This window comes from Mycobacterium sp. IDUB_17 (assembly GCF_055419465.1).
The window spans coordinates 231,023-248,025 of record NZ_JBVAXS010000004.1 but is presented as its reverse complement, the minus strand read 5'-3'; the positions used below and the strand labels follow the sequence as shown (position 1 = coordinate 248,025).

Sequence of the window (17,003 nt, the reverse complement as noted above, 5' to 3'; positions counted from 1 at the left end):
CGCTGGTTTGCCGGTCAACACCTTAGGCTGAGGTTGTGAGTGTGGAACGGCCGCCGGAACATGTGCTGGCGGCGTTCGGCCTGTCCGGGGAGCGCCCGGTACCGCTCGGCGAAGGCTGGGAGGGTGGCTGGCGCTGCGGCGAAGTGGTGATGTCGATGGTGCCCGAGCACGCCCGTGCGGCGTGGTCGGCCAAGGTGCGTGAATCGCTGTTCATCGACGGGGTGCGGCTTGCCCGCCCGGTCCGTTCGACGGACGGCCGTTATGTGGTGGCCGGGTGGCGGGCTGACACCTTCGTCGCCGGCACGCCCGAACCCCGTCACGACGAGGTGGTCTCGGCGGCAGTGCGATTACACGAGGCCACCGCGAAGCTGGAACGGCCACGCTTCCTCACCCAGCCGCCGGTTGCGCCGTGGGCCGATGTCGACGTGTTCATCGCCGCTGACCGGGCGGCCTGGGAGGACCGGCCGCTGCACTCATTGCCGCCCGGCGCCAGGGTGTCGCCCGGCTCGTCGGACGGCCAACGCTCCGTGGAGCTGATCAATCAGTTGGCCGGCCTTCGCAGACCGACCAGGAGCGCGAGCCAACTGGTTCACGGTGACCTTTACGGCACAGTGCTTTTCGCCGGAACGGCGGCGCCGGGGATCACGGATATCACCCCGTACTGGCGCCCGGCGCCATGGGCTGCCGGTGTGGTGGTGGTCGACGCGCTGTCCTGGGGCGACGCCGATGACGGCTTGATCGAGCGGTGGGGCTCCCTGCCGGAATGGCCGCAGATGTTGTTGCGGGCGTTGATGTTCCGGCTGGCCGTGCACGCGCTGCACCCGCGATCCACCGCGGCCGCGTTCCCGGGCCTGGCGCGCACCGCCTCGCTCGTTCGGCTGATCCTCTAGCTCACCTGCTCGCGGTCAGAACTGGTGCCGGTACTCGGCCAGCCGCACCCGCCCGTCGACGGCCAGCACCCCCTCGGCGCGGAGCCGTTCCAGCTGGCGGGTGGCCAGGTGCGGGGCGGGCCGACCCGATGCCGTGATCACCCGGTGCCAGGGCAGGTCCGAAGAATCGGTCCGCATGATCCAGGCGACGATCCGTGGGCTGGAAAGGTCTGCGGCATCGGCGATGTCGCCATAGGTCGACACCTTGCCGGACGGGATCGCGGAGACCAGCGCCCGCACGGTCTCCACCTGTTCCTCGGTGACGGCAGCCATGTCAGCCCAGTTGCTCGAGGATCAACTTCGCGGTCTCGGCGGGTTTGGCCTGGGCCACCATGTGGTCGCAATCCCAATCCAGCAGCGTGAAATCCGGGCCGAGATGCGCACTCAGCGCGCTGATGAGACCGTCACGGGCGTACGGCGGGCTGGTGCGGGTGGCGCGGACCAGAACCGTGGGAGTGCCCTTGCCCGGCAGGGCAACCGGGCGGGCCAGCTCGCTCCAGTAGGACATCATCGCCGGGATGCTGATCCGCCACCCGAAGCGGCCGCCGGGCAGTTCGACGAGGTGCTCGTCGAGGTCACGGTCCAACTCCTCCGGTGCCACCTCGCCCCACGAACCGTTCGCTTTCTCGGCGCGCGCCTCGGCGCGGTCGGGATAGTCGGGCGAGGCCATCATGCTGTCGGCGATCTCACGCATCCATTCGCCGTCGAGTTCCACCGCGGGGTCCAACAGAACCAGCCCACTGACCAGATCCGGATGTGCGGCAGCGAGATTGAGGGCCACCGCACCGCCGAACGAATGCCCGGCGACCAGAGTCGGGCCATCCAGCAGCGAGGCCAGGGCCTCGACGTTGGCATCGAGCGTCCACGGGGCGGCCCACGATGTGCGGCCATGCCCGAGCAGATCGGGAGCGAGCACCGCCAGCTCGGGCAGGTGCTGCTCGGCCAGTGTCTTCCAGCGTTCACCATGTCCGGTCAACCCGTGGATCAGCAACAGCTTCGGGGGCTGGTCGGGGCCGTAGCGGTAGACGTGCAACTTCTCGGCTGACATCCGTTCATGCTGCCAGAGCAGCTACTTGCGGGCTATTCGCTCCAATCCGCTCCGCTACTTGCGGGCTATTCGCTCCAATCCGCTCCGCTACTTGTCGGTCCCTTCTGGTGTCATTCCCCTCATGACCGCACAACACGTCCAGCCCGCCCTGACCGGCACCGAGCTGCTGGCACCGGGGCGCAGCGGTGTGGTGCGGGTGCTTGGCGGTGCGGGCACCGGCAAGAGCTCGCTGTTGATCGGCACTGCGGTCGAGCACATCGCCTCGGGCACCGATCCCGAGTCGGTGTTGTTGTTGACCGGTTCGGCCCGGTTGCGCTCGGAGGCCAGGGCCGCCATCACCGCGCGACTGCTCGGGGCGGGCACCCATGGCGTGGTTCGCGAACCTCTGGTGCGCACCGTGCACTCCTATGCCTTCGCGCTGCTGCGGCTGGCGGCCCAGCGCAACGGTGATCCGCCGCCGCGGCTGATCACCACCGCCGAGCAGGACGGCATCATCCGCGAGTTGCTGGCCGGCGACCTGGAGGACGGTGCCGATTCACCCGTGGGCTGGCCCGAGCAGCTGTGGCCCGCGCTGAGCACCGCGGGTTTCGCCACCGAGCTGCGTGATCTGCTGGCCCGCTGCACCGAGCGCGGTGTGGATCCGCGTGCCCTGCAGCGGCTGGGCCGCTCGGCGGGACGCCCGGAATGGTTGGCGGCGGGCCGGTTTGCGCAGGCCTATGAGCAGATCATGCTTTTGCGGTCGGCGGTCGGTATGGCCGCACCTCAGGCCACGGTGCCGGCACTGGGGGCGGCCGAACTCGTCGGGGCGGCGTTGGACGCGCTCGGGACCGACGCCGACCTGCTGGCCGGCGAGCGCGCGCGGATCAGCCTGCTGCTGGTCGACGATGCACAGCACCTCGACCCGCAGGCCGCCCTGTTGGTCCGGGTGTTGGCTGCCCGGGCGGGGCTGACGGTCATCGCCGGCGATCCCGATCAGGCGGTGTTCGGTTACCGCGGCGCCGATCCGGCGTTGTTGCGCGATCACGGCGACGAGGACGCCCCGGCCCTCACCCTCACCCGGTCGCACCGCTGCGCCCCCGCCGTGGCATCGGCGATCTCGGGTATCGCGCGCCGGCTGCCAGGAGTCGGGCCCGGCCGCGTGCTGGAGGGCAACCCGGAGCACGGACAGGGCGAAGTGACCCTGCGGATGGCGGCCACGCCGCACGCCGAGAACGCGTTCATCGCCGATGCCCTGCGGCGCGCCCATCTGGTGGACGGGGTGCCGTGGTCCGAGATGGCTGTGGTCGTGCGCTCGATTCCGCGGGTGGGGGCGGCGCTGGCGCGGGCACTGAGCGGCGCCGGCGTGCCTGTGCAGGCCGCGGGCCCTGATCTGGGGCTCGCGCAGCAGCCCGCGGTCGCCGCCCTGCTCACCGTGTTGGAGGTGACGGCGACCAGGCACCTGGACGGTGACAGCGCGATCAGCCTGCTCACCGGCCCGATCGGCCGGGTCGACCCGGTGACCTTGCGGCAGTTGCGCCGGGCGCTGCGCCGTGCCGACGGCTCCACGCCGCCACGGGATTTCACCGACCTTCTGGTCGCAGCGATCGATGCAGAGCCGGCTGGGCTGTCGGCCGAACACGCCAAGCCGCTGCGTCGGCTTCGGTCGGTGCTGGCCGCCGCCCGCCGCAGCGAGCGTGACGGTTCCGATCCGCGCTACACCCTGTGGCAGGCCTGGAACGCCTGCCGGTTGCAGCCGCGCTGGCTGGCGGCCAGTGAGCGGGGCGGCACCATCGGGGCGCAGGCCGATCGGGACCTGGACGCGGTGACGGCGGTGTTCGATGTGGCCGACCAATATGTGAGCCGCACGGCGGGGGCGTCGCTGCGGGGGCTCGTGGACCACGTGACGACCCTGGGCACGTCGATGTCGGCATCGGATGCGAGCCCGCAGACCGAGGCGGTGGCGGTGCTCAGCGCGCACGCCGCGCTCGGTCGCGAATGGGATTTCGTGGTGATCGCCGGGGTGCAGGAAGGGTTGTGGCCCAACACTGTTCCTCGTGGCGGCATCCTGGGTACGCAGAATCTGGTGGATGTGCTCGACGGGGTGGCCGCTCCGGACGACCGTGCGGTATCGACCCGGGCACCGCTGCTGGCCGAGGAGCGTCGGTTGTTGATGGCCGCCATGGGCCGGGCCCGGACGCGGCTGTTGGTGACCGCGGTCGACAGCGATGGTGGCGACGAATCGCTGCTGCCCTCGCCGTTCTGTGCCGAACTGGCCGAGGTGGCAACTGAATCCGTGCCGCTGCCGCCATTGGCCGCGCCGCGGGTGCTGCTGCCCTCGGCGGTGGTCGGTCGGCTGCGGGCCGTCGTGTGCGCGCCCGAAGGTGCCGTCGATGACGAGTCTCGGTCTTGTGCGGCAACTCAATTGGCCAGGCTGGCCGCCGCAGGGGTGCCCGGGGCCGACCCGTCGCAGTGGCACACCATGACCGCACTGTCCACCGAGGATCCGCTGTGGTCGGATCCCGAACACGTGGTGAAGCTGTCGCCGTCGACGCTGCAGATGCTCACCGACTGCCCGCTGCGGTGGCTGCTGGAGCGGCACGGCGGCAGCGACGGGCGCGATGTGCGCTCGACGGTCGGGTCGCTGTTGCATGCGCTCGTCTCCGACTCCGGCAAGACCGAGAGCCAGCTGATCAACGACCTGGAGAAGGTCTGGGAAGATCTGCCTTTCGAGGCGAAGTGGTATTCGGACAATGAGCTGTCGCGGCACCGGGAGATGCTGGAGACCTTCACCCGCTGGCGCGCGGACTCCCGGGGCCAGTTGACCGAGGTAGCCACCGAGATCGACGTCGATGGCGTGATCATCGAACCGGGACCTGATGGGCCGGGCGTTCAGGTACGGGGCCGGCTGGACCGCCTCGAGCGCGACCAGGCGGATCGGCTCGTCGTCGTCGACCTCAAGACGGGCAAGAGCCCGGTCACCAAGGACGACGCGCAGAAGCACGCCCAGTTGGCCACCTATCAGCTCGCGGTGGCCGCGGGGTTGTTGCCCCACGGTGATGAGCCGGGCGGGGGACGGTTGGTATACCTGGGCAAGGCGGGGGCGGCCGGCGCCACCGAACGCGAACAGGATCCGATGACACCCGACACTCGTGCCGACTGGTTGGGCACTGTCAGCACCGCCGCTGCTGCCACGGCCGGGCCGCAGTTCGCGGCCCGGGTCAACGATGGTTGCGCGAACTGCCCGGTGCGTACATCGTGCCCGGCCCAGGCCGTCGGGGACCGGTCATGACGGAAACCGCCCCGGCCGGCGTGCGGTACAGCCCGGCCGAGTTGTCCACCGCGCTGGGCCTGTTCCCGCCGACCGAGGAGCAGGCCGCGGTGATCGCCGCGCCGCCCGGGCCTGTTGTGGTGATCGCCGGGGCGGGCGCCGGTAAGACCGAGACCATGGCGGCCCGGGTGGTCTGGCTGGTGGCCAACGGCTATGCCACGCCATCGCAGGTGCTGGGGCTGACCTTCACACGTAAGGCCGCCGGCCAGTTGCTGCGCCGGGTCCGCACCCGGCTGGCCAGGCTCGCCGGTGCCGGTCTGGCTCCGGTCGCCGGTGGCGCCGACGAGGTCGCCACGGTCAGCACCTATCACGCGTTCGCCGGCACGCTGCTGCGTGAGCACGGGCTGCTGCTCCCGGTCGAGCCGGACACCCGGCTGCTCAGCGAAACGGAGCTGTGGCAGTTGGCTTTCGACGTGGTCTGTGCACACCCGGGGGAGCTGGCGATCGAGAAGACTCCGGCCGCCGTCACGGACATGGTGCTGCGCCTGGCCGGTGCGCTCGCCGAGCATCTGGTGGACACCGACCAGCTGCGCGACACCCATGTGGAGTTGGAGCGCCTGGTGCTCACCTTGCCCGCCGGTCCATATCAACGTGACCGTGGACCCAGCCAGTGGCTGCTGAAAATGCTGGCCACCCAGACCGAGCGCACCGAACTGGTGCCGTTGATCGATGCGCTGCACCAGCGGATGCGTGCCGACAAGGTGATGGACTTCGGGATGCAGATGTCCGCGGCGGCGCGGCTCGCGTCGAGATTCCCTCAGGTCGGTGAGCAACTGCGCCAACGTTTCCGGGTGGTACTCCTCGACGAGTACCAGGACACCGGGCATGCGCAACGGGTGGCGTTGTCCTCGCTGTTCGGCGGCGGCGTCGACGAGGGCCTGGCACTCACCGCGGTGGGTGATCCAATCCAGTCGATCTACGGTTGGCGGGGCGCCTCGGCGACGAACCTGCCCCGGTTCACCACGGACTTTCCGCTCGCCGACGGCACGCCGGCCCCCACGCTGGAACTGCAGACCAGCTGGCGCAACCCGCCGAGCGCCCTGCATCTGGCCAACGCGGTGTCGGCCGAGGCGCGCCGCCGCTCGGTGACGGTGCACGAGCTGCGGCCCCGGCCTGACGCCGAGCCGGGCACCATCCGGTGTGCGCTGTTGTCCGATGTCGAGACCGAACGTGATTGGGTGGCAGACCATCTGGCCCGGATGTATCACGGCGCGGTGGCCCAGGGGGCGGCCACGCCGACCGCCGCGGTGCTGGTGCGGCGCAACGCCGATGCCGCGCCGATGGCCGAGGCGCTGAGCACGCGCGGTGTGCCGGTCGAGGTGGTCGGGGTGGCCGGACTACTGGCCGTGCCCGAGGTGGCCGATCTGGTCGCGATGCTGCGGCTGGTGGCCGATCCCGCCGCGGGGTCGGCGGTGATGCGGGTGCTGACCGGACCGCGATGGCGGTTCGGCGCCCGGGACATCGCCGCGTTGTGGCGGCGTGCCAGGGAACTGGACGACCGGTCAGTGGGGGAGCCCAGCCCCGCCGAGATCGTGGCACAGGCCGCCCCGGATGCCGATGCGGCTTGCCTGGCCGACGCGATCTGCGATCCTGGTGCCGCCGAACACTATTCGCCGGCCGGCTATCAGCGGATCGAGGCCCTCGGGCGCGAGCTGACCATGCTGCGTGCGCATTTGAGCCACCCGCTGCCCGAGCTGGTGGCCGAGGTGCGGCGCGTCGCCGGCCTGGATGCCGAGGCGCGTGCCGCCCGCCCGGTTGCCGCGGGCTGGACGGGGACCGAGAATCTCGACACGTTCTGCGATATCGTGGCCGACTTCGCCGGGCGTCCGGGCGGATCGGTGCTCGCACTGCTGGCCTACCTGGACGTGGCGGCCGACGTGGAGAATGGGCTGGCCCCTGCCGAATTGACGGTCTCGCACGACCGGGTGCAGATCCTCACCGTGCACGCCGCCAAGGGGTTGGAATGGCAGGTGGTGGCGGTTCCGCACCTGAGTGGCCGGGTGTTCCCGTCGACTGCCTCGGCGCGCACCTGGCTCACGGATCCGTCGGATCTACCTCCGTTGCTGCGCGGCGACCGCGCGACCGAATCGGAGCTGGGTGTTCCGGTGTTGGATACCTCCGACATCAACGACCGGAAGATCTTGTCGGACAAGATCTCCGATCACAAGCGCAGCTTGGAGCAGCGTCGCGTCGACGAGGAGCGCCGGCTGCTCTACGTCGCGATCACCCGGTCCGAGGACACCTTGCTCATCTCCGGGCATCATTGGGGTGCCACCGAGAGCAAGCCCCGCGGGCCGTCGGAATTCCTGTGTGAGATCAAGGAGATCGTCGAGGATGCCGCCGCACAGGGCCATCCCTGTGGGGAGATCGAGCAATGGGCGCTCGATCCGCCGGCCGGTGAGGTAAACCCATTGCGGGACAAGGCTGTCGAGGCGATCTGGCCGGCGGTTCCGGCCAGGGCTTCTGATGTCGACCGGGGCGCGCAGCTGGTGGCACAGGCGCTGGCGGGCGACGGTGCCCGAGAAGGCAGCGCGCAAGAAGGCGACGCCGCCGACGAGGAGGGCTGGGCCGCCGACGTCGATGCCCTACTGGCCGAACGCGATCGTGCACCGCGGGTCACCCCGGTCGAACTGCCCGGCCAATTGTCGGTCAGCACACTGGTCGAACTCAGCCGTGATCGGCAGGCCGCGTTGCAGCGTCTGCACCGGAGGCTGCCGCAGCGTCCGGATCCGCATGCCCTGTTGGGCACCGCATTCCACGAGTGGGTGCAGCGGTTCTTCCACTCCGAGCGGTTGTTCGACCTCGACGATCTGCCCGGCGCGGTGGACAGTGACAGCGGCCGTGCCAATGCCGCCGAACTGTCCGAGCTGCAGGATGCGTTCGTCATGTCGCCATGGGCCGCGCGCACCCCGATCGAGGTGGAGGTGCCGTTCGACATGGCGATCGGACGGACGCGGACCACCGTCGTGCGTGGCCGCATCGATGCGGTGTTCGCGCAGGAGGACGGCACCACGACCGTGGTGGACTGGAAGACCGGCGAGCCTCCGGCTACGCCGGAAGCGCTGGCGCAGGCGGCGGTTCAGCTCGCGGTGTACCGGCTGGCCTGGGCGTCTCTTCGGGGGTGTCCACCGGAGTCGGTGCGTGCCGCGTTCCACTACGTGCGGTCGGGGCAGACCGTCAGCCCCGAATCGTTGCCCGGGGAGGATGAACTCGTCGCATTGCTGACCGACCCCACGACCGCCTCCGCGGACCTGGCGCAGGAGTCCTAGCCGTCGCCGGCAGACGTCAGGTTCGCGATTTCGGATCCCCAGACGGCCCGTGCTCCGAGATCACCGACGCGGTAGATCTGAATGATCGAGGCCGCGCCCACCAGGACGGCGACCACCGCGACAACGCCGTTGTAGATCAGCCGCCGGCTGCTGTCGCGCCGTTCGGCGAAATGCAGTGCCACCAAGGCCAGTGCGACGACCAGTAGGGCGAGCGAGAAGTAGATCATGGTGTCGCCGCGCTCGGCGTGCTCTTCCAGCACGGCATCGTGAGCGGGTCGCAGGTCGTAGAGCCATTCGCCGGCGTACGTCGTGAGCGGCGTCAAAACCGTTGTCACGACGGCCAGGATGAGTGTCAGCCACAACAGATGGCCTCGGCGGGCGGAGGGCCACAGCGCACAGAGCATCTCCAGTGCCGCGGTCAGCGGCACGAGTACCACCAGAGCGTGGACGAGCAGAACGTGGGCAGGCAGGCCGTTGACGACGGTCACGGGACTCCTTGGCTGGTCGGGATGATGCGAGGCGGTCAGGTGATGGTGGTCCCCACCACAAGGCCGATCAGATAGGTGATTGCCAGGGCCAGGCCGCCACCGATCACGTTGCGCAGCACCGCGCGGCCCTGCGGTGCCCCGCCCAGCCCGGCCGACACCGCCCCGGTGAGCATCAGCGACACCAGCACCGCCACCACGGTCACCGGGATCCGCCATGTCGTCGGCGGGACCAGGATCGCGATCAACGGCAACAGCGCACCGATGGTGAACGACAGCGCAGAAGACGCGGCGGCCTGCCACGGGTTCGTCAGGTCCTTGGGATCGATGCCCAATTCGACCTCGGCGTGCGCGGCGAACGCATCGTGGTCGGTGAGTTCCTCGGCCACGGTGCGCGCGGTCGCTGTCGACAGGCCCTTCGCTTCGTAGAGCGCGGACAACTCGTCCAGTTCGGCGTCCGGGTCGTCACGCAACTCGCGGCGTTCCTTGCGCAGCAATGCGCGTTCGGTGTCACGTTGCGTGCTCACCGAGACGTACTCACCCAACGCCATCGACACCGCTCCTGCGACAAGGCCGGCGATACCGGCGGTCAGAATCGGCGCCGTCTCCACGGTGGCGGCTGCCACGCCCACGACGATGCCGGCCGTGGAGACGATGCCGTCGTTCGCGCCCAAAACCCCCGCACGAAGCCAGTTCAGTCTCGACGACAGTGAACCCACGTGCGGCTCGGACGGATGGCTGGGATTCGTCACGGTCCGACGATATCGGCCAAAACCACATGCCACCAGCAACGATAGCCTTGCCAAACTTGGCTCTGTGCGGGGTTCAGGCCGAGTCGGGCAACGAAACAGGCTGCCGCCCAGGAGTTCTGGTCAGCCGGTGAGACCAGGAGTATGCGACTACGAGTTGCGATACACCCGCAGGGCCCAGGTGATCATCGGGATCTGCAGTGGCAGCCGGGCGATGGCGACGATCCGCATGGGCCATGGCTTGTCCCACCACAGCCGGACCATGTTCAGGTTCCCGGGGAACACGGCGATGAACAACGCCACGGCGGCCAGCGCGCCGAGCCGCCGGGTGCGGGGCACGGCCAGCAAGGCGCCGGTGGCCAGCTCGCCCACCCCCGAGGCGTAGGTGTAGAAGCGGGCGCTGCCGGGCAGCTCGGTGGGGATGATCGAGTCGAAGGGCTTGGGTGCGACGAAGTGCAGCGTGCCCATGCCCAGAAGCAGGGCCGCCATGCGTTGGGCGGCGGGTGCGGCGGAGATCCGCTGAGGCTGGGGTGCGGTCATGGTTACATTGTGGCGTGCGTCTGATCAGATTGATCCCGGCGCGTCCCGGGGAGCTTTGCTCGATGATGGGGTCGCGTGGCTAAAGGCAGGCTGCGGCGCAGCCTCGCCGCGATCGACTCGAACCTGACTTCCCGCCCGGATGCCGCGCTCGTCGATGTGTTGCGCATCCCCGAACCGTTCGTCAGTCCGGCGCGCAAGATCTTCATGCGGGTGCTGTACGCGCTGGGGGCGCTGTTCGCCGCGGTGCTCATCGTCTACGCGGATCGCTACGGCTATCGGGACAACGACAGCGCCCCGGATGCCAACAACCCGCTGTCGTTCCTGGACTGCCTGTACTACGCGACGGTGTCACTGTCGACGACCGGGTACGGCGACATCACGCCGTACACGGATTCGGCGCGTCTGGTCAACGTCGTGGTCATCACGCCGCTGCGGGTGGCCTTCCTGATCGTTCTCATCGGTACCACCGTGGAGACCCTGACCACCCAATCCCGGCAGGCGCTGAAGATTCAGCGATGGAGGAACAAAGTGCGTAACCACACCGTCGTCGTCGGATACGGCACCAAGGGGCGGACGGCGGTCGCCGCGATGGTCGGCGATGAAGTCTCCCCGGCCGACATCGTCGTCGTCGACGAGAACGCGGCCGCACTGGAACGCGCCAAGGCCGCCGGCTTGGTGACTGTGCACGGCGACGCCACCAATTCCGGTGTCCTGCGACTGGCCGGTGCCCAGCACGCCAAGTCGATTGTCGTCGCAGCCGACAACGACGCCAGCGCGGTGCTGGTGACGCTGACGGCCCGGGAGCTGGCGCCCAAGGCCAAGATCATCGCGGCGGTGCGGGAATCCGACAACCTGCATCTGCTCAAACAGTCCGGTGCGGACTCCACCGTGGTGTCTTCGGAGACTGCCGGCCGGCTGCTCGGCATTGCGACGCAGACCCCCAGCGTGGTGGAGATGATGGAGGATCTGCTGACCCCCGATGCCGGCTTCGCCATCGCCGAGCGTGAGGTGACGCCCAAGGAGGAGGGCGGCTCACCCCGGCATCTGCACGACATCGTGCTGGGCGTGGTGCGTGAAGGCCGGTTGGTGCGGGTCGACGCGCCGGAGGTGGATGCTCTGGAGGCCGGGGACCGGCTGCTCTACATCCGCAGCGCGGACACTGAGCGATGACCGAACGCCTCACCTTCGGACTGCGCAACGTCCCGCTGCTCTCGCGGGTCGGTGCCGATCGTGCCGATGCGCTGCGTACCGATATCGACGCCGCGACCGAGGGCTGGCAGGACGCGCTGTTGCTGCGGGTCGACCGACGCAACCAGGTGTTGATCTCGGGTGGCCAGGTGGTGCTCGGCAAGGCCTCGAGCCTGGGCACCGACAAGCCACCGGAGCACGCGGTGTTCCTGGGCCGGCTGGGCGACGGTAGGCACGTGTGGGGCGTCCGCAGCGCGCTGGAGGCGCCCGAGGATCCCGAGGCACCCGCCGAGGTGCTCGATCTACGCCGGGCCGGCGAGGTCTTCGACGACGTCAGCGCCCAGCTGGTGGCGACGGCCACCGCGTTGCTGAACTGGCATGACAGAGCCCGGTTCAATGCGGTGGACGGCGCGGCAACGCGGTCGGCGAAAGGCGGTTGGTCGCGGGTCGATCCGGTCAGCGGTCATGAGGAGTTCCCGCGCATCGATCCGGCGGTGATCTGTCTGGTCCATGACGGCCATGACCGCGCGGTGCTGGCCCGGCAGACCGCGTGGCCTGAGCGGTTGTTCTCGATCCTGGCCGGATTCGTCGAGGCCGGTGAATCCTTCGAGACCTGTGTGGTGCGGGAGATCGCCGAGGAGGTTGGCCTCACGGTCACCGACGTGCAGTACCTGGGCAGCCAGCCGTGGCCGTTCCCTCGGTCGCTCATGGTCGGATTCCATGCCATCGGCGACCCGGAGCAGCCGTTCTCGTTCAACGACGGCGAGATCGCCGAGGCAGACTGGTTCACCCGGGCGGAGGTCCGCGAGGCACTGGATCAGGGTGACTGGAGTGCGGCCGACGGCGATTCGCGGTCGAGGCTGCTGCTGCCCGGTTCGATCTCGATTGCCCGCGAGATCATCGAGTCCTGGGCGGCCCTGGACTGACGGTCCGCGCCTGATCTGGCTGTGGAGCGCTCAGTTGAGCTTGGCCTTGACCTGCTTGATGGTGGGGTTGGTCAGCGTCGACCCGTCGGCGAACTTCAGGGTCGGGACCACGTGGTTTCCGCCGTTGACGGAACCGACGAACTCGGCTGCGGCCGGATCCTGCTCGATGTCGACCTCAGTCCACGAGATGCCCTCTGACTTGAGCGCCATCTTGAGCCGCGAGCAGTAGCCGCACCACGTGGTGGTGTACATCGTCACAGTCGGTGTAGCAGTCATAGTGCACATAACGTAGCTGAACCGCCGCCTCATGCCCGCAGTGACGCAGGTCTCCGGCCTGCACCGGTAAGTTGCTAATCCGCAGTGGACGGAGCTGAACATGACCAGGTTGGTGCCGCCGGTGGCCGGCGACCCGCATGCGCTCGACGAGTTGCGGTTGCAGGTGCGGCAGTTTGTCAGCGAGCAACAGGAGGCCGGCACGATCGGCCGGTACGCCGACAGCTGGCTGACCGGTTGGGACGAGGACTTCAGCCGGGCGCTGGCCGCCCGCGGGTGGCTGGGTATGACGGTGCCCGTCTCCTACGGCGGGCACGGGCGCAGTCACCAGGAGCGATTCGTGGTCACCGAGGAACTGCTGGCCGCCGGGGCTCCGGTGGGGGCGCACTGGATCGCCGACCGCCAGATCGTTCCGTCGTTGCTCAAGTACGGCACCGAGGAGCAGCGGCGAAAGTTCTTGCCCGCCATAGCCAAAGGTGAATGCTATTTCGGAATCGGCATGAGCGAGCCGGATTCCGGATCCGATCTGGCCAGCGTGCGCACGAAGGCTGTGCAGGTCGATGGAGGCTGGGCGATCACCGGCGCCAAGGTGTGGACGTCAGGGGCGCACCTGGCGCACGCGTTCATCTGCCTGGCCCGCAGCGCGCCCGTGGATCCGGCGCACCGTCACGACGGCCTGAGCCAGTTCATCGTCGATCTGCGCGCACCCGGCGTCGACATCCGGCCGATCATCTCGATGAACGGCAAACATCATTTCAACGAAGTGATCCTCGATGAGGTGTTCGTGCCGGACGCCATGGTGTTCGGCACCATCGGCAACGGCTGGCAACAGGTGACCTCCGAGCTGAGCTTCGAACGCAGTGGGCCCGAGCGCTTCCTGTCGACGTTCCCGCTGCTCGCCGACATGGCTACGCACATGGGTGACGGATCTCTGCCCCGTCACACCGATCTGGGGCGCTACCTGGGCCGCATCACCGGCCTGCACCAGATGTCGATGGCGGTCGCCGGTGCGCTGGAGCGGCACGAACCGGCCGATACCGCGGCCGCCGTGGTCAAGGTGCTGGGCACCGCCACTGAAGGTGACATCGCCGATTTCGCCGATGTCCTCGGTGAGACCGATGACGAGGATTACCGCTCGATGCTGGCCGACGCGGTGGTCCAGCGCCCGGGGTTCACGCTGCGTGGCGGTACCAACGAGGTTTTGCGTGGTGTCATTGCGCGGGGATTGGGGATGCGCTAGTGGACGCTGTCGACGCCGAACTGGTCGAGATGATGTCGGCGGTCTTCGCCGCACACCGCGAGCAGCACCCAACAGGTGAGGTCACCACCGAGTTGTGGGACCGGCTGGTCGAACTCGGCCTGGTCCGGCTGACCGGGTCCGAGGAATCCGGTGGTAGTGGCGCCGGCTGGGCCGAGGCCGTCGAGCTGCTGCGCGCCGCCGCCTGGCACGGAGTGAGAATCCCTCTGGCCGAACATGATCTGCTGGCCTGCTGGTTGTTGGAGACGGCGGGGTTGGGGGTCGATGACGCGCGACGCACCGCATGTCTGCTCGACGACGACGGTGTCGCGCGTGGCGTGCCATGGGCGGCCGGCTCGGAGCGGGTGGTCCTGCTCTGGCGCGACGGCACCGGTTACCTCGTGGCCGATGTGGACACCGCGTCGCTGTCGATCACCGCAGGGCGCAACAATGCGGGGGAGCCGCGCGACGAGGTCCGCGCGGACCTCGCGTCTTTGACCGGAAACCCGGTGCCCGACAACGTGGTCGAACAGATCAGGCGGCGGGCCGCCCTGGTGCGCGCCGTTCAGGTGTGCGCCGCGCTGGACCGGATCCTGGCGCTGTCGGTGGCGCACACCGGCGAACGCACCCAGTTCGGCCGGCCGTTGGCCAAGTTTCAGGCCGTGCAGAATCTGGTGGCCGACATCGCCGCCGAGTCTGCGCTGGCCCGGGCGGCCACCGACGGTGCACTGGCCGAGGCTCTGCGATCGGACTGGTCCTCGGCGCACCTCGATTTCTTTGTCGCCGTGGCACGTTCGTGCGTCGGGCACGCCACCTCGGTGGTGGTGCGCAACGCCCACCAGGTGCATGGTGCGATCGGCACCACCCTTGAGCACCGGTTGCACGAGTTCACCATGCCCGCGTTGTCCTGGCGTTCGGAGTACGGCTCGGTTGCGCACTGGGATCAGGTCCTCACCGAATACGCCATCGCTGCCGGCGCGGACGGACTGTGGGCCCTGGTCACTGCCGCCGGTGTCTGAGCGGCTCGCCGTCGACGATTCGGAATGTCGACGATATGACACTTGCTGTCCTATGGGACCATGTATGCGGAGCGTGCGTTGTGATCAGGAGGTGTCATGAGTGCTCTGTTGCGTGCTGTGCGTCAACAGCGGGGCATGACCCTTGAGGAGCTCGCCGAAGCGACCGGATTGACCAAGAGTTACCTGTCCAAGGTCGAACGTCAGCGTTCCACGCCGTCGATCGCGGTGGCGATGAAGCTGGCGCGTGCGCTCGAGGTCGATGTCGCACAATTGTTTTCCGAGGATCCAGCGGTCACGACGTTGTCGATTGACCGCGCGGGCGAGCGCGGCAACAACCGCTATCAAGCCGTGGCGGCGGGGATGCTCGGGAAGTCGATGTCGCCGTTCATCGTTCGGCCGACCCTCAAGTTCGCCGAGCATCCGCATCCGGAGCACGCCGGGCAGGAGTTGGTGTTCGTCCATGCGGGCGTGGTGGAGCTGCGCTACCAGGATGATTTGGTCACCCTGGAGACCGGAGATTGCGCGTATTTCGACGCCTCGTTGCCGCACCAGCTGCGGCAGCGGGGGAGTACGCCCAGTGAGGTTCTGGTGATCACCCACACCGAGTACGGCCGCAATCGTTGACTTGCGCTCCGGTGCCCCACGGGCCGTCAGCATTTCAGGTTGACGTGCACTGTGGGGATGGGTTCGAAATCCGGTAGGCCGTGAATGGTGACGGTCTTCGCTTGCGGGCGCACGACGACCGTGTGGACATTGGTCACCGTGCACTGACTGAGCGGACCGCTGCCGACTTTGTTGATGATCACCCGTTTGCCGTCGGCTTGTAGGCGCGCGATGGTTTCTGCTGCCGACGGGCCGGTGGGGGCCGCCGCGGCAACTGCGGCTCCCGCGGTGAGCCAGCTGATGACGGCGCCAATAGAAAACGCCGTGGACATTGCGATGTGCTTCATGGCTTCTCACTCCTTCTTCGATGATTCGATCAGTGCACCTCCAATCCTATGACACAAAGTGTCCTAATGGAAACCTAATTAGCGCGGGCTCGAGCCTTCCCTAGGTCGACGTCCTCGACTGCGCGCCGGCGACGTTGCGTCGGTACCAGGGTCGGCCGTGCCAGCGCTGGTAGTGCCAGACTGCGCTGGGTAGGAGGCCCCGCTTGTGCAGCCAGTAGCCGGCGGGGGCGTGGAGCTCGGCGTCCTGCCGGCCGGTGGTGATTTCGCCGAGCACCACACCCTCTCCTTCGTCTGCACGCCGCTCGGCGACGATCTCGCCGGATGCGGTGGTGATCATGGTTGCGCCTTCAAACCGGCCGCGATATTCCATCGGCAGCCAGGGCATCGCGCAACGGAGATCGCCTGCGTGGCCGGCGTGGACGCACGGGGCGCCCACGTACCTGGAGAACGAGGCTGCCGCGGTGTGCGCGTTAATCCGGTTGTTGTGTTCGGGGCGGTCGAACAGGGCGTGCGGCCGCCACCGGGGAATCGACCACCACCCCGATCCGGCCATCACCAGATCGACGCGACCTCGTAGTCGTCGGACGGTCTGCGTGCGCATCAGTTCCCAGCACACCGCGGCTCCGACCTGGTAGTCGCCGGCGGCGATGACTCCGTCGTCGCCGCCTCCCACGTAGAAAGCGTTCTCCCACATGGTGGGGAGATCCTTGTTGTGCCGTCCGATCACTCCGTTCGGGTCGGCGAGCAGGTAGGCGTTGCGCACGTGTCCGTCGGGATCGCGGCACAGGAACGAACCGCCGACAAGGGCGGCGTGTCGACGGGCGAGTGTTGTGAGGAGTTCTGTCGCGGGACCGTCGGGAGGTAGCGCCGCCGCGGCCAGCGAGTCCGCGAATCCGATTCCGGTGGAGAAGAACTCCGGTAACGCGATGATGCGCGCACCCGCATGTCCTGCCTCATCGCCGAGCCGTTCGCAGGCCGCGAGGTTGGTCGGAACATCGGCGAGTACCGCGTCCAGTTGGATGGCAGCTGCCAGAACCATGATCGAGCCCTTCCTGATGGTGGACACCGAGTGTCATTCGGTAG

General features: G+C 68.5%; 16 protein-coding genes. 8 read left to right on the top strand and 8 right to left on the bottom strand.

The features are described from left to right. The first annotated feature begins 35 nt into the window (after window positions 1-35). Window positions 36-890 (top strand): TIGR02569 family protein, encoded by an 855-nt coding sequence (locus ACZYZ7_RS18680; protein ID WP_135453289.1) that lies wholly within the window; start codon window positions 36-38, stop codon window positions 888-890. Between the two features lie 15 nt (window positions 891-905). Here ACZYZ7_RS18680 and ACZYZ7_RS18675 read toward each other — a convergent pair whose 3' ends face one another. Together ACZYZ7_RS18675 and ACZYZ7_RS18670 are read right to left on the bottom strand one after the other, a co-directional pair. Further along, the gene (locus tag ACZYZ7_RS18675; protein ID WP_135453290.1) at window positions 906-1,202 is read right to left on the bottom strand and encodes an MGMT family protein; all 297 of its coding nucleotides are present in this window, start codon (window positions 1,200-1,202) and stop codon (window positions 906-908) included. 1 nt (window position 1,203) lies between these two features. Then, window positions 1,204-1,977, bottom strand: coding sequence for an alpha/beta hydrolase (locus ACZYZ7_RS18670; RefSeq protein ID WP_450070235.1), 774 nt, complete (start codon window positions 1,975-1,977; stop codon window positions 1,204-1,206). A gap of 121 nt (window positions 1,978-2,098) precedes the next feature. On the opposite strand from ACZYZ7_RS18670, the gene ACZYZ7_RS18665 reads away from it, so the two are divergent. Next, the gene (locus tag ACZYZ7_RS18665) at window positions 2,099-5,245 is read left to right on the top strand and encodes an ATP-dependent helicase (protein WP_450070234.1); all 3,147 of its coding nucleotides are present in this window, start codon (window positions 2,099-2,101) and stop codon (window positions 5,243-5,245) included. After that, window positions 5,242-8,553, top strand: coding sequence for a UvrD-helicase domain-containing protein (locus tag ACZYZ7_RS18660; protein ID WP_450070233.1), 3,312 nt, complete (start codon window positions 5,242-5,244; stop codon window positions 8,551-8,553). Before ACZYZ7_RS18665 ends, ACZYZ7_RS18660 begins: the two co-directional genes overlap by 4 nt. Here ACZYZ7_RS18660 and ACZYZ7_RS18655 read toward each other — a convergent pair. The 3 genes from ACZYZ7_RS18655 to ACZYZ7_RS18645 form a co-directional block, all read right to left on the bottom strand. Next, window positions 8,550-9,041 (bottom strand): DUF2231 domain-containing protein, encoded by a 492-nt coding sequence (locus ACZYZ7_RS18655; RefSeq protein ID WP_450070232.1) that lies wholly within the window; start codon window positions 9,039-9,041, stop codon window positions 8,550-8,552. The genes ACZYZ7_RS18660 and ACZYZ7_RS18655 overlap by 4 nt on opposite strands. Window positions 9,042-9,076: 35 nt before the next feature. Continuing rightward, the gene (locus ACZYZ7_RS18650) at window positions 9,077-9,790 is read right to left on the bottom strand and encodes a VIT1/CCC1 transporter family protein (RefSeq protein WP_450070231.1); all 714 of its coding nucleotides are present in this window, start codon (window positions 9,788-9,790) and stop codon (window positions 9,077-9,079) included. Between the two features lie 147 nt (window positions 9,791-9,937). Beyond that, window positions 9,938-10,327 carry a DoxX family protein gene (locus tag ACZYZ7_RS18645; protein ID WP_450070230.1) on the bottom strand — a complete coding sequence of 130 codons (390 nt, stop codon included), beginning with the start codon at window positions 10,325-10,327 and terminating at the stop codon, window positions 9,938-9,940. 75 nt (window positions 10,328-10,402) lie between these two features. Here ACZYZ7_RS18645 and ACZYZ7_RS18640 point away from each other — a divergent pair, with 75 nt between their 5' ends. Both ACZYZ7_RS18640 and nudC read left to right on the top strand, forming a co-directional pair. Beyond that, window positions 10,403-11,497, top strand: a complete 1,095-nt coding sequence (locus ACZYZ7_RS18640) for a potassium channel family protein (RefSeq protein ID WP_135453297.1) — start codon at window positions 10,403-10,405, stop codon at window positions 11,495-11,497. Continuing rightward, window positions 11,494-12,441 carry an NAD(+) diphosphatase gene (nudC, locus tag ACZYZ7_RS18635; RefSeq protein WP_135453298.1) on the top strand — a complete coding sequence of 316 codons (948 nt, stop codon included), beginning with the start codon at window positions 11,494-11,496 and terminating at the stop codon, window positions 12,439-12,441. The genes ACZYZ7_RS18640 and nudC overlap by 4 nt, the downstream gene beginning before the upstream one ends. Before the next feature lie 30 nt (window positions 12,442-12,471). On the opposite strand, the gene ACZYZ7_RS18630 is transcribed toward nudC, so the two are convergent. Next, window positions 12,472-12,717: a mycoredoxin gene (locus ACZYZ7_RS18630; protein WP_135453299.1), complete on the bottom strand. Its 246-nt coding sequence runs from the start codon at window positions 12,715-12,717 to the stop codon at window positions 12,472-12,474. 94 nt (window positions 12,718-12,811) lie between these two features. On the opposite strand from ACZYZ7_RS18630, the gene ACZYZ7_RS18625 reads away from it, so the two are divergent. From ACZYZ7_RS18625 to ACZYZ7_RS18615, 3 genes are all read left to right on the top strand, one after another. Beyond that, window positions 12,812-13,954 carry an acyl-CoA dehydrogenase family protein gene (locus tag ACZYZ7_RS18625; RefSeq protein ID WP_450070503.1) on the top strand — a complete coding sequence of 381 codons (1,143 nt, stop codon included), beginning with the start codon at window positions 12,812-12,814 and terminating at the stop codon, window positions 13,952-13,954. Between the two features lie 29 nt (window positions 13,955-13,983). After that, window positions 13,984-14,970 (top strand): acyl-CoA dehydrogenase family protein, encoded by a 987-nt coding sequence (locus tag ACZYZ7_RS18620; RefSeq protein WP_450070502.1) that lies wholly within the window; start codon window positions 13,984-13,986, stop codon window positions 14,968-14,970. 96 nt (window positions 14,971-15,066) lie between these two features. Continuing rightward, on the top strand, window positions 15,067-15,594 hold the full coding sequence (locus ACZYZ7_RS18615; RefSeq protein ID WP_135453301.1) for a helix-turn-helix domain-containing protein: 528 nt from the start codon (window positions 15,067-15,069) through the stop codon (window positions 15,592-15,594). Window positions 15,595-15,620: 26 nt separating this feature from the next. Here the strand turns inward: ACZYZ7_RS18615 and ACZYZ7_RS18610 are convergent, their stop codons facing one another. Further along, window positions 15,621-15,920, bottom strand: a complete 300-nt coding sequence (locus tag ACZYZ7_RS18610; RefSeq protein ID WP_135453302.1) for a hypothetical protein — start codon at window positions 15,918-15,920, stop codon at window positions 15,621-15,623. A 100-nt stretch (window positions 15,921-16,020) separates the two neighbouring features. Further along, window positions 16,021-16,959 (bottom strand): carbon-nitrogen hydrolase family protein, encoded by a 939-nt coding sequence (locus ACZYZ7_RS18605; RefSeq protein ID WP_450070501.1) that lies wholly within the window; start codon window positions 16,957-16,959, stop codon window positions 16,021-16,023. Window positions 16,960-17,003: the final 44 nt, after the last annotated feature.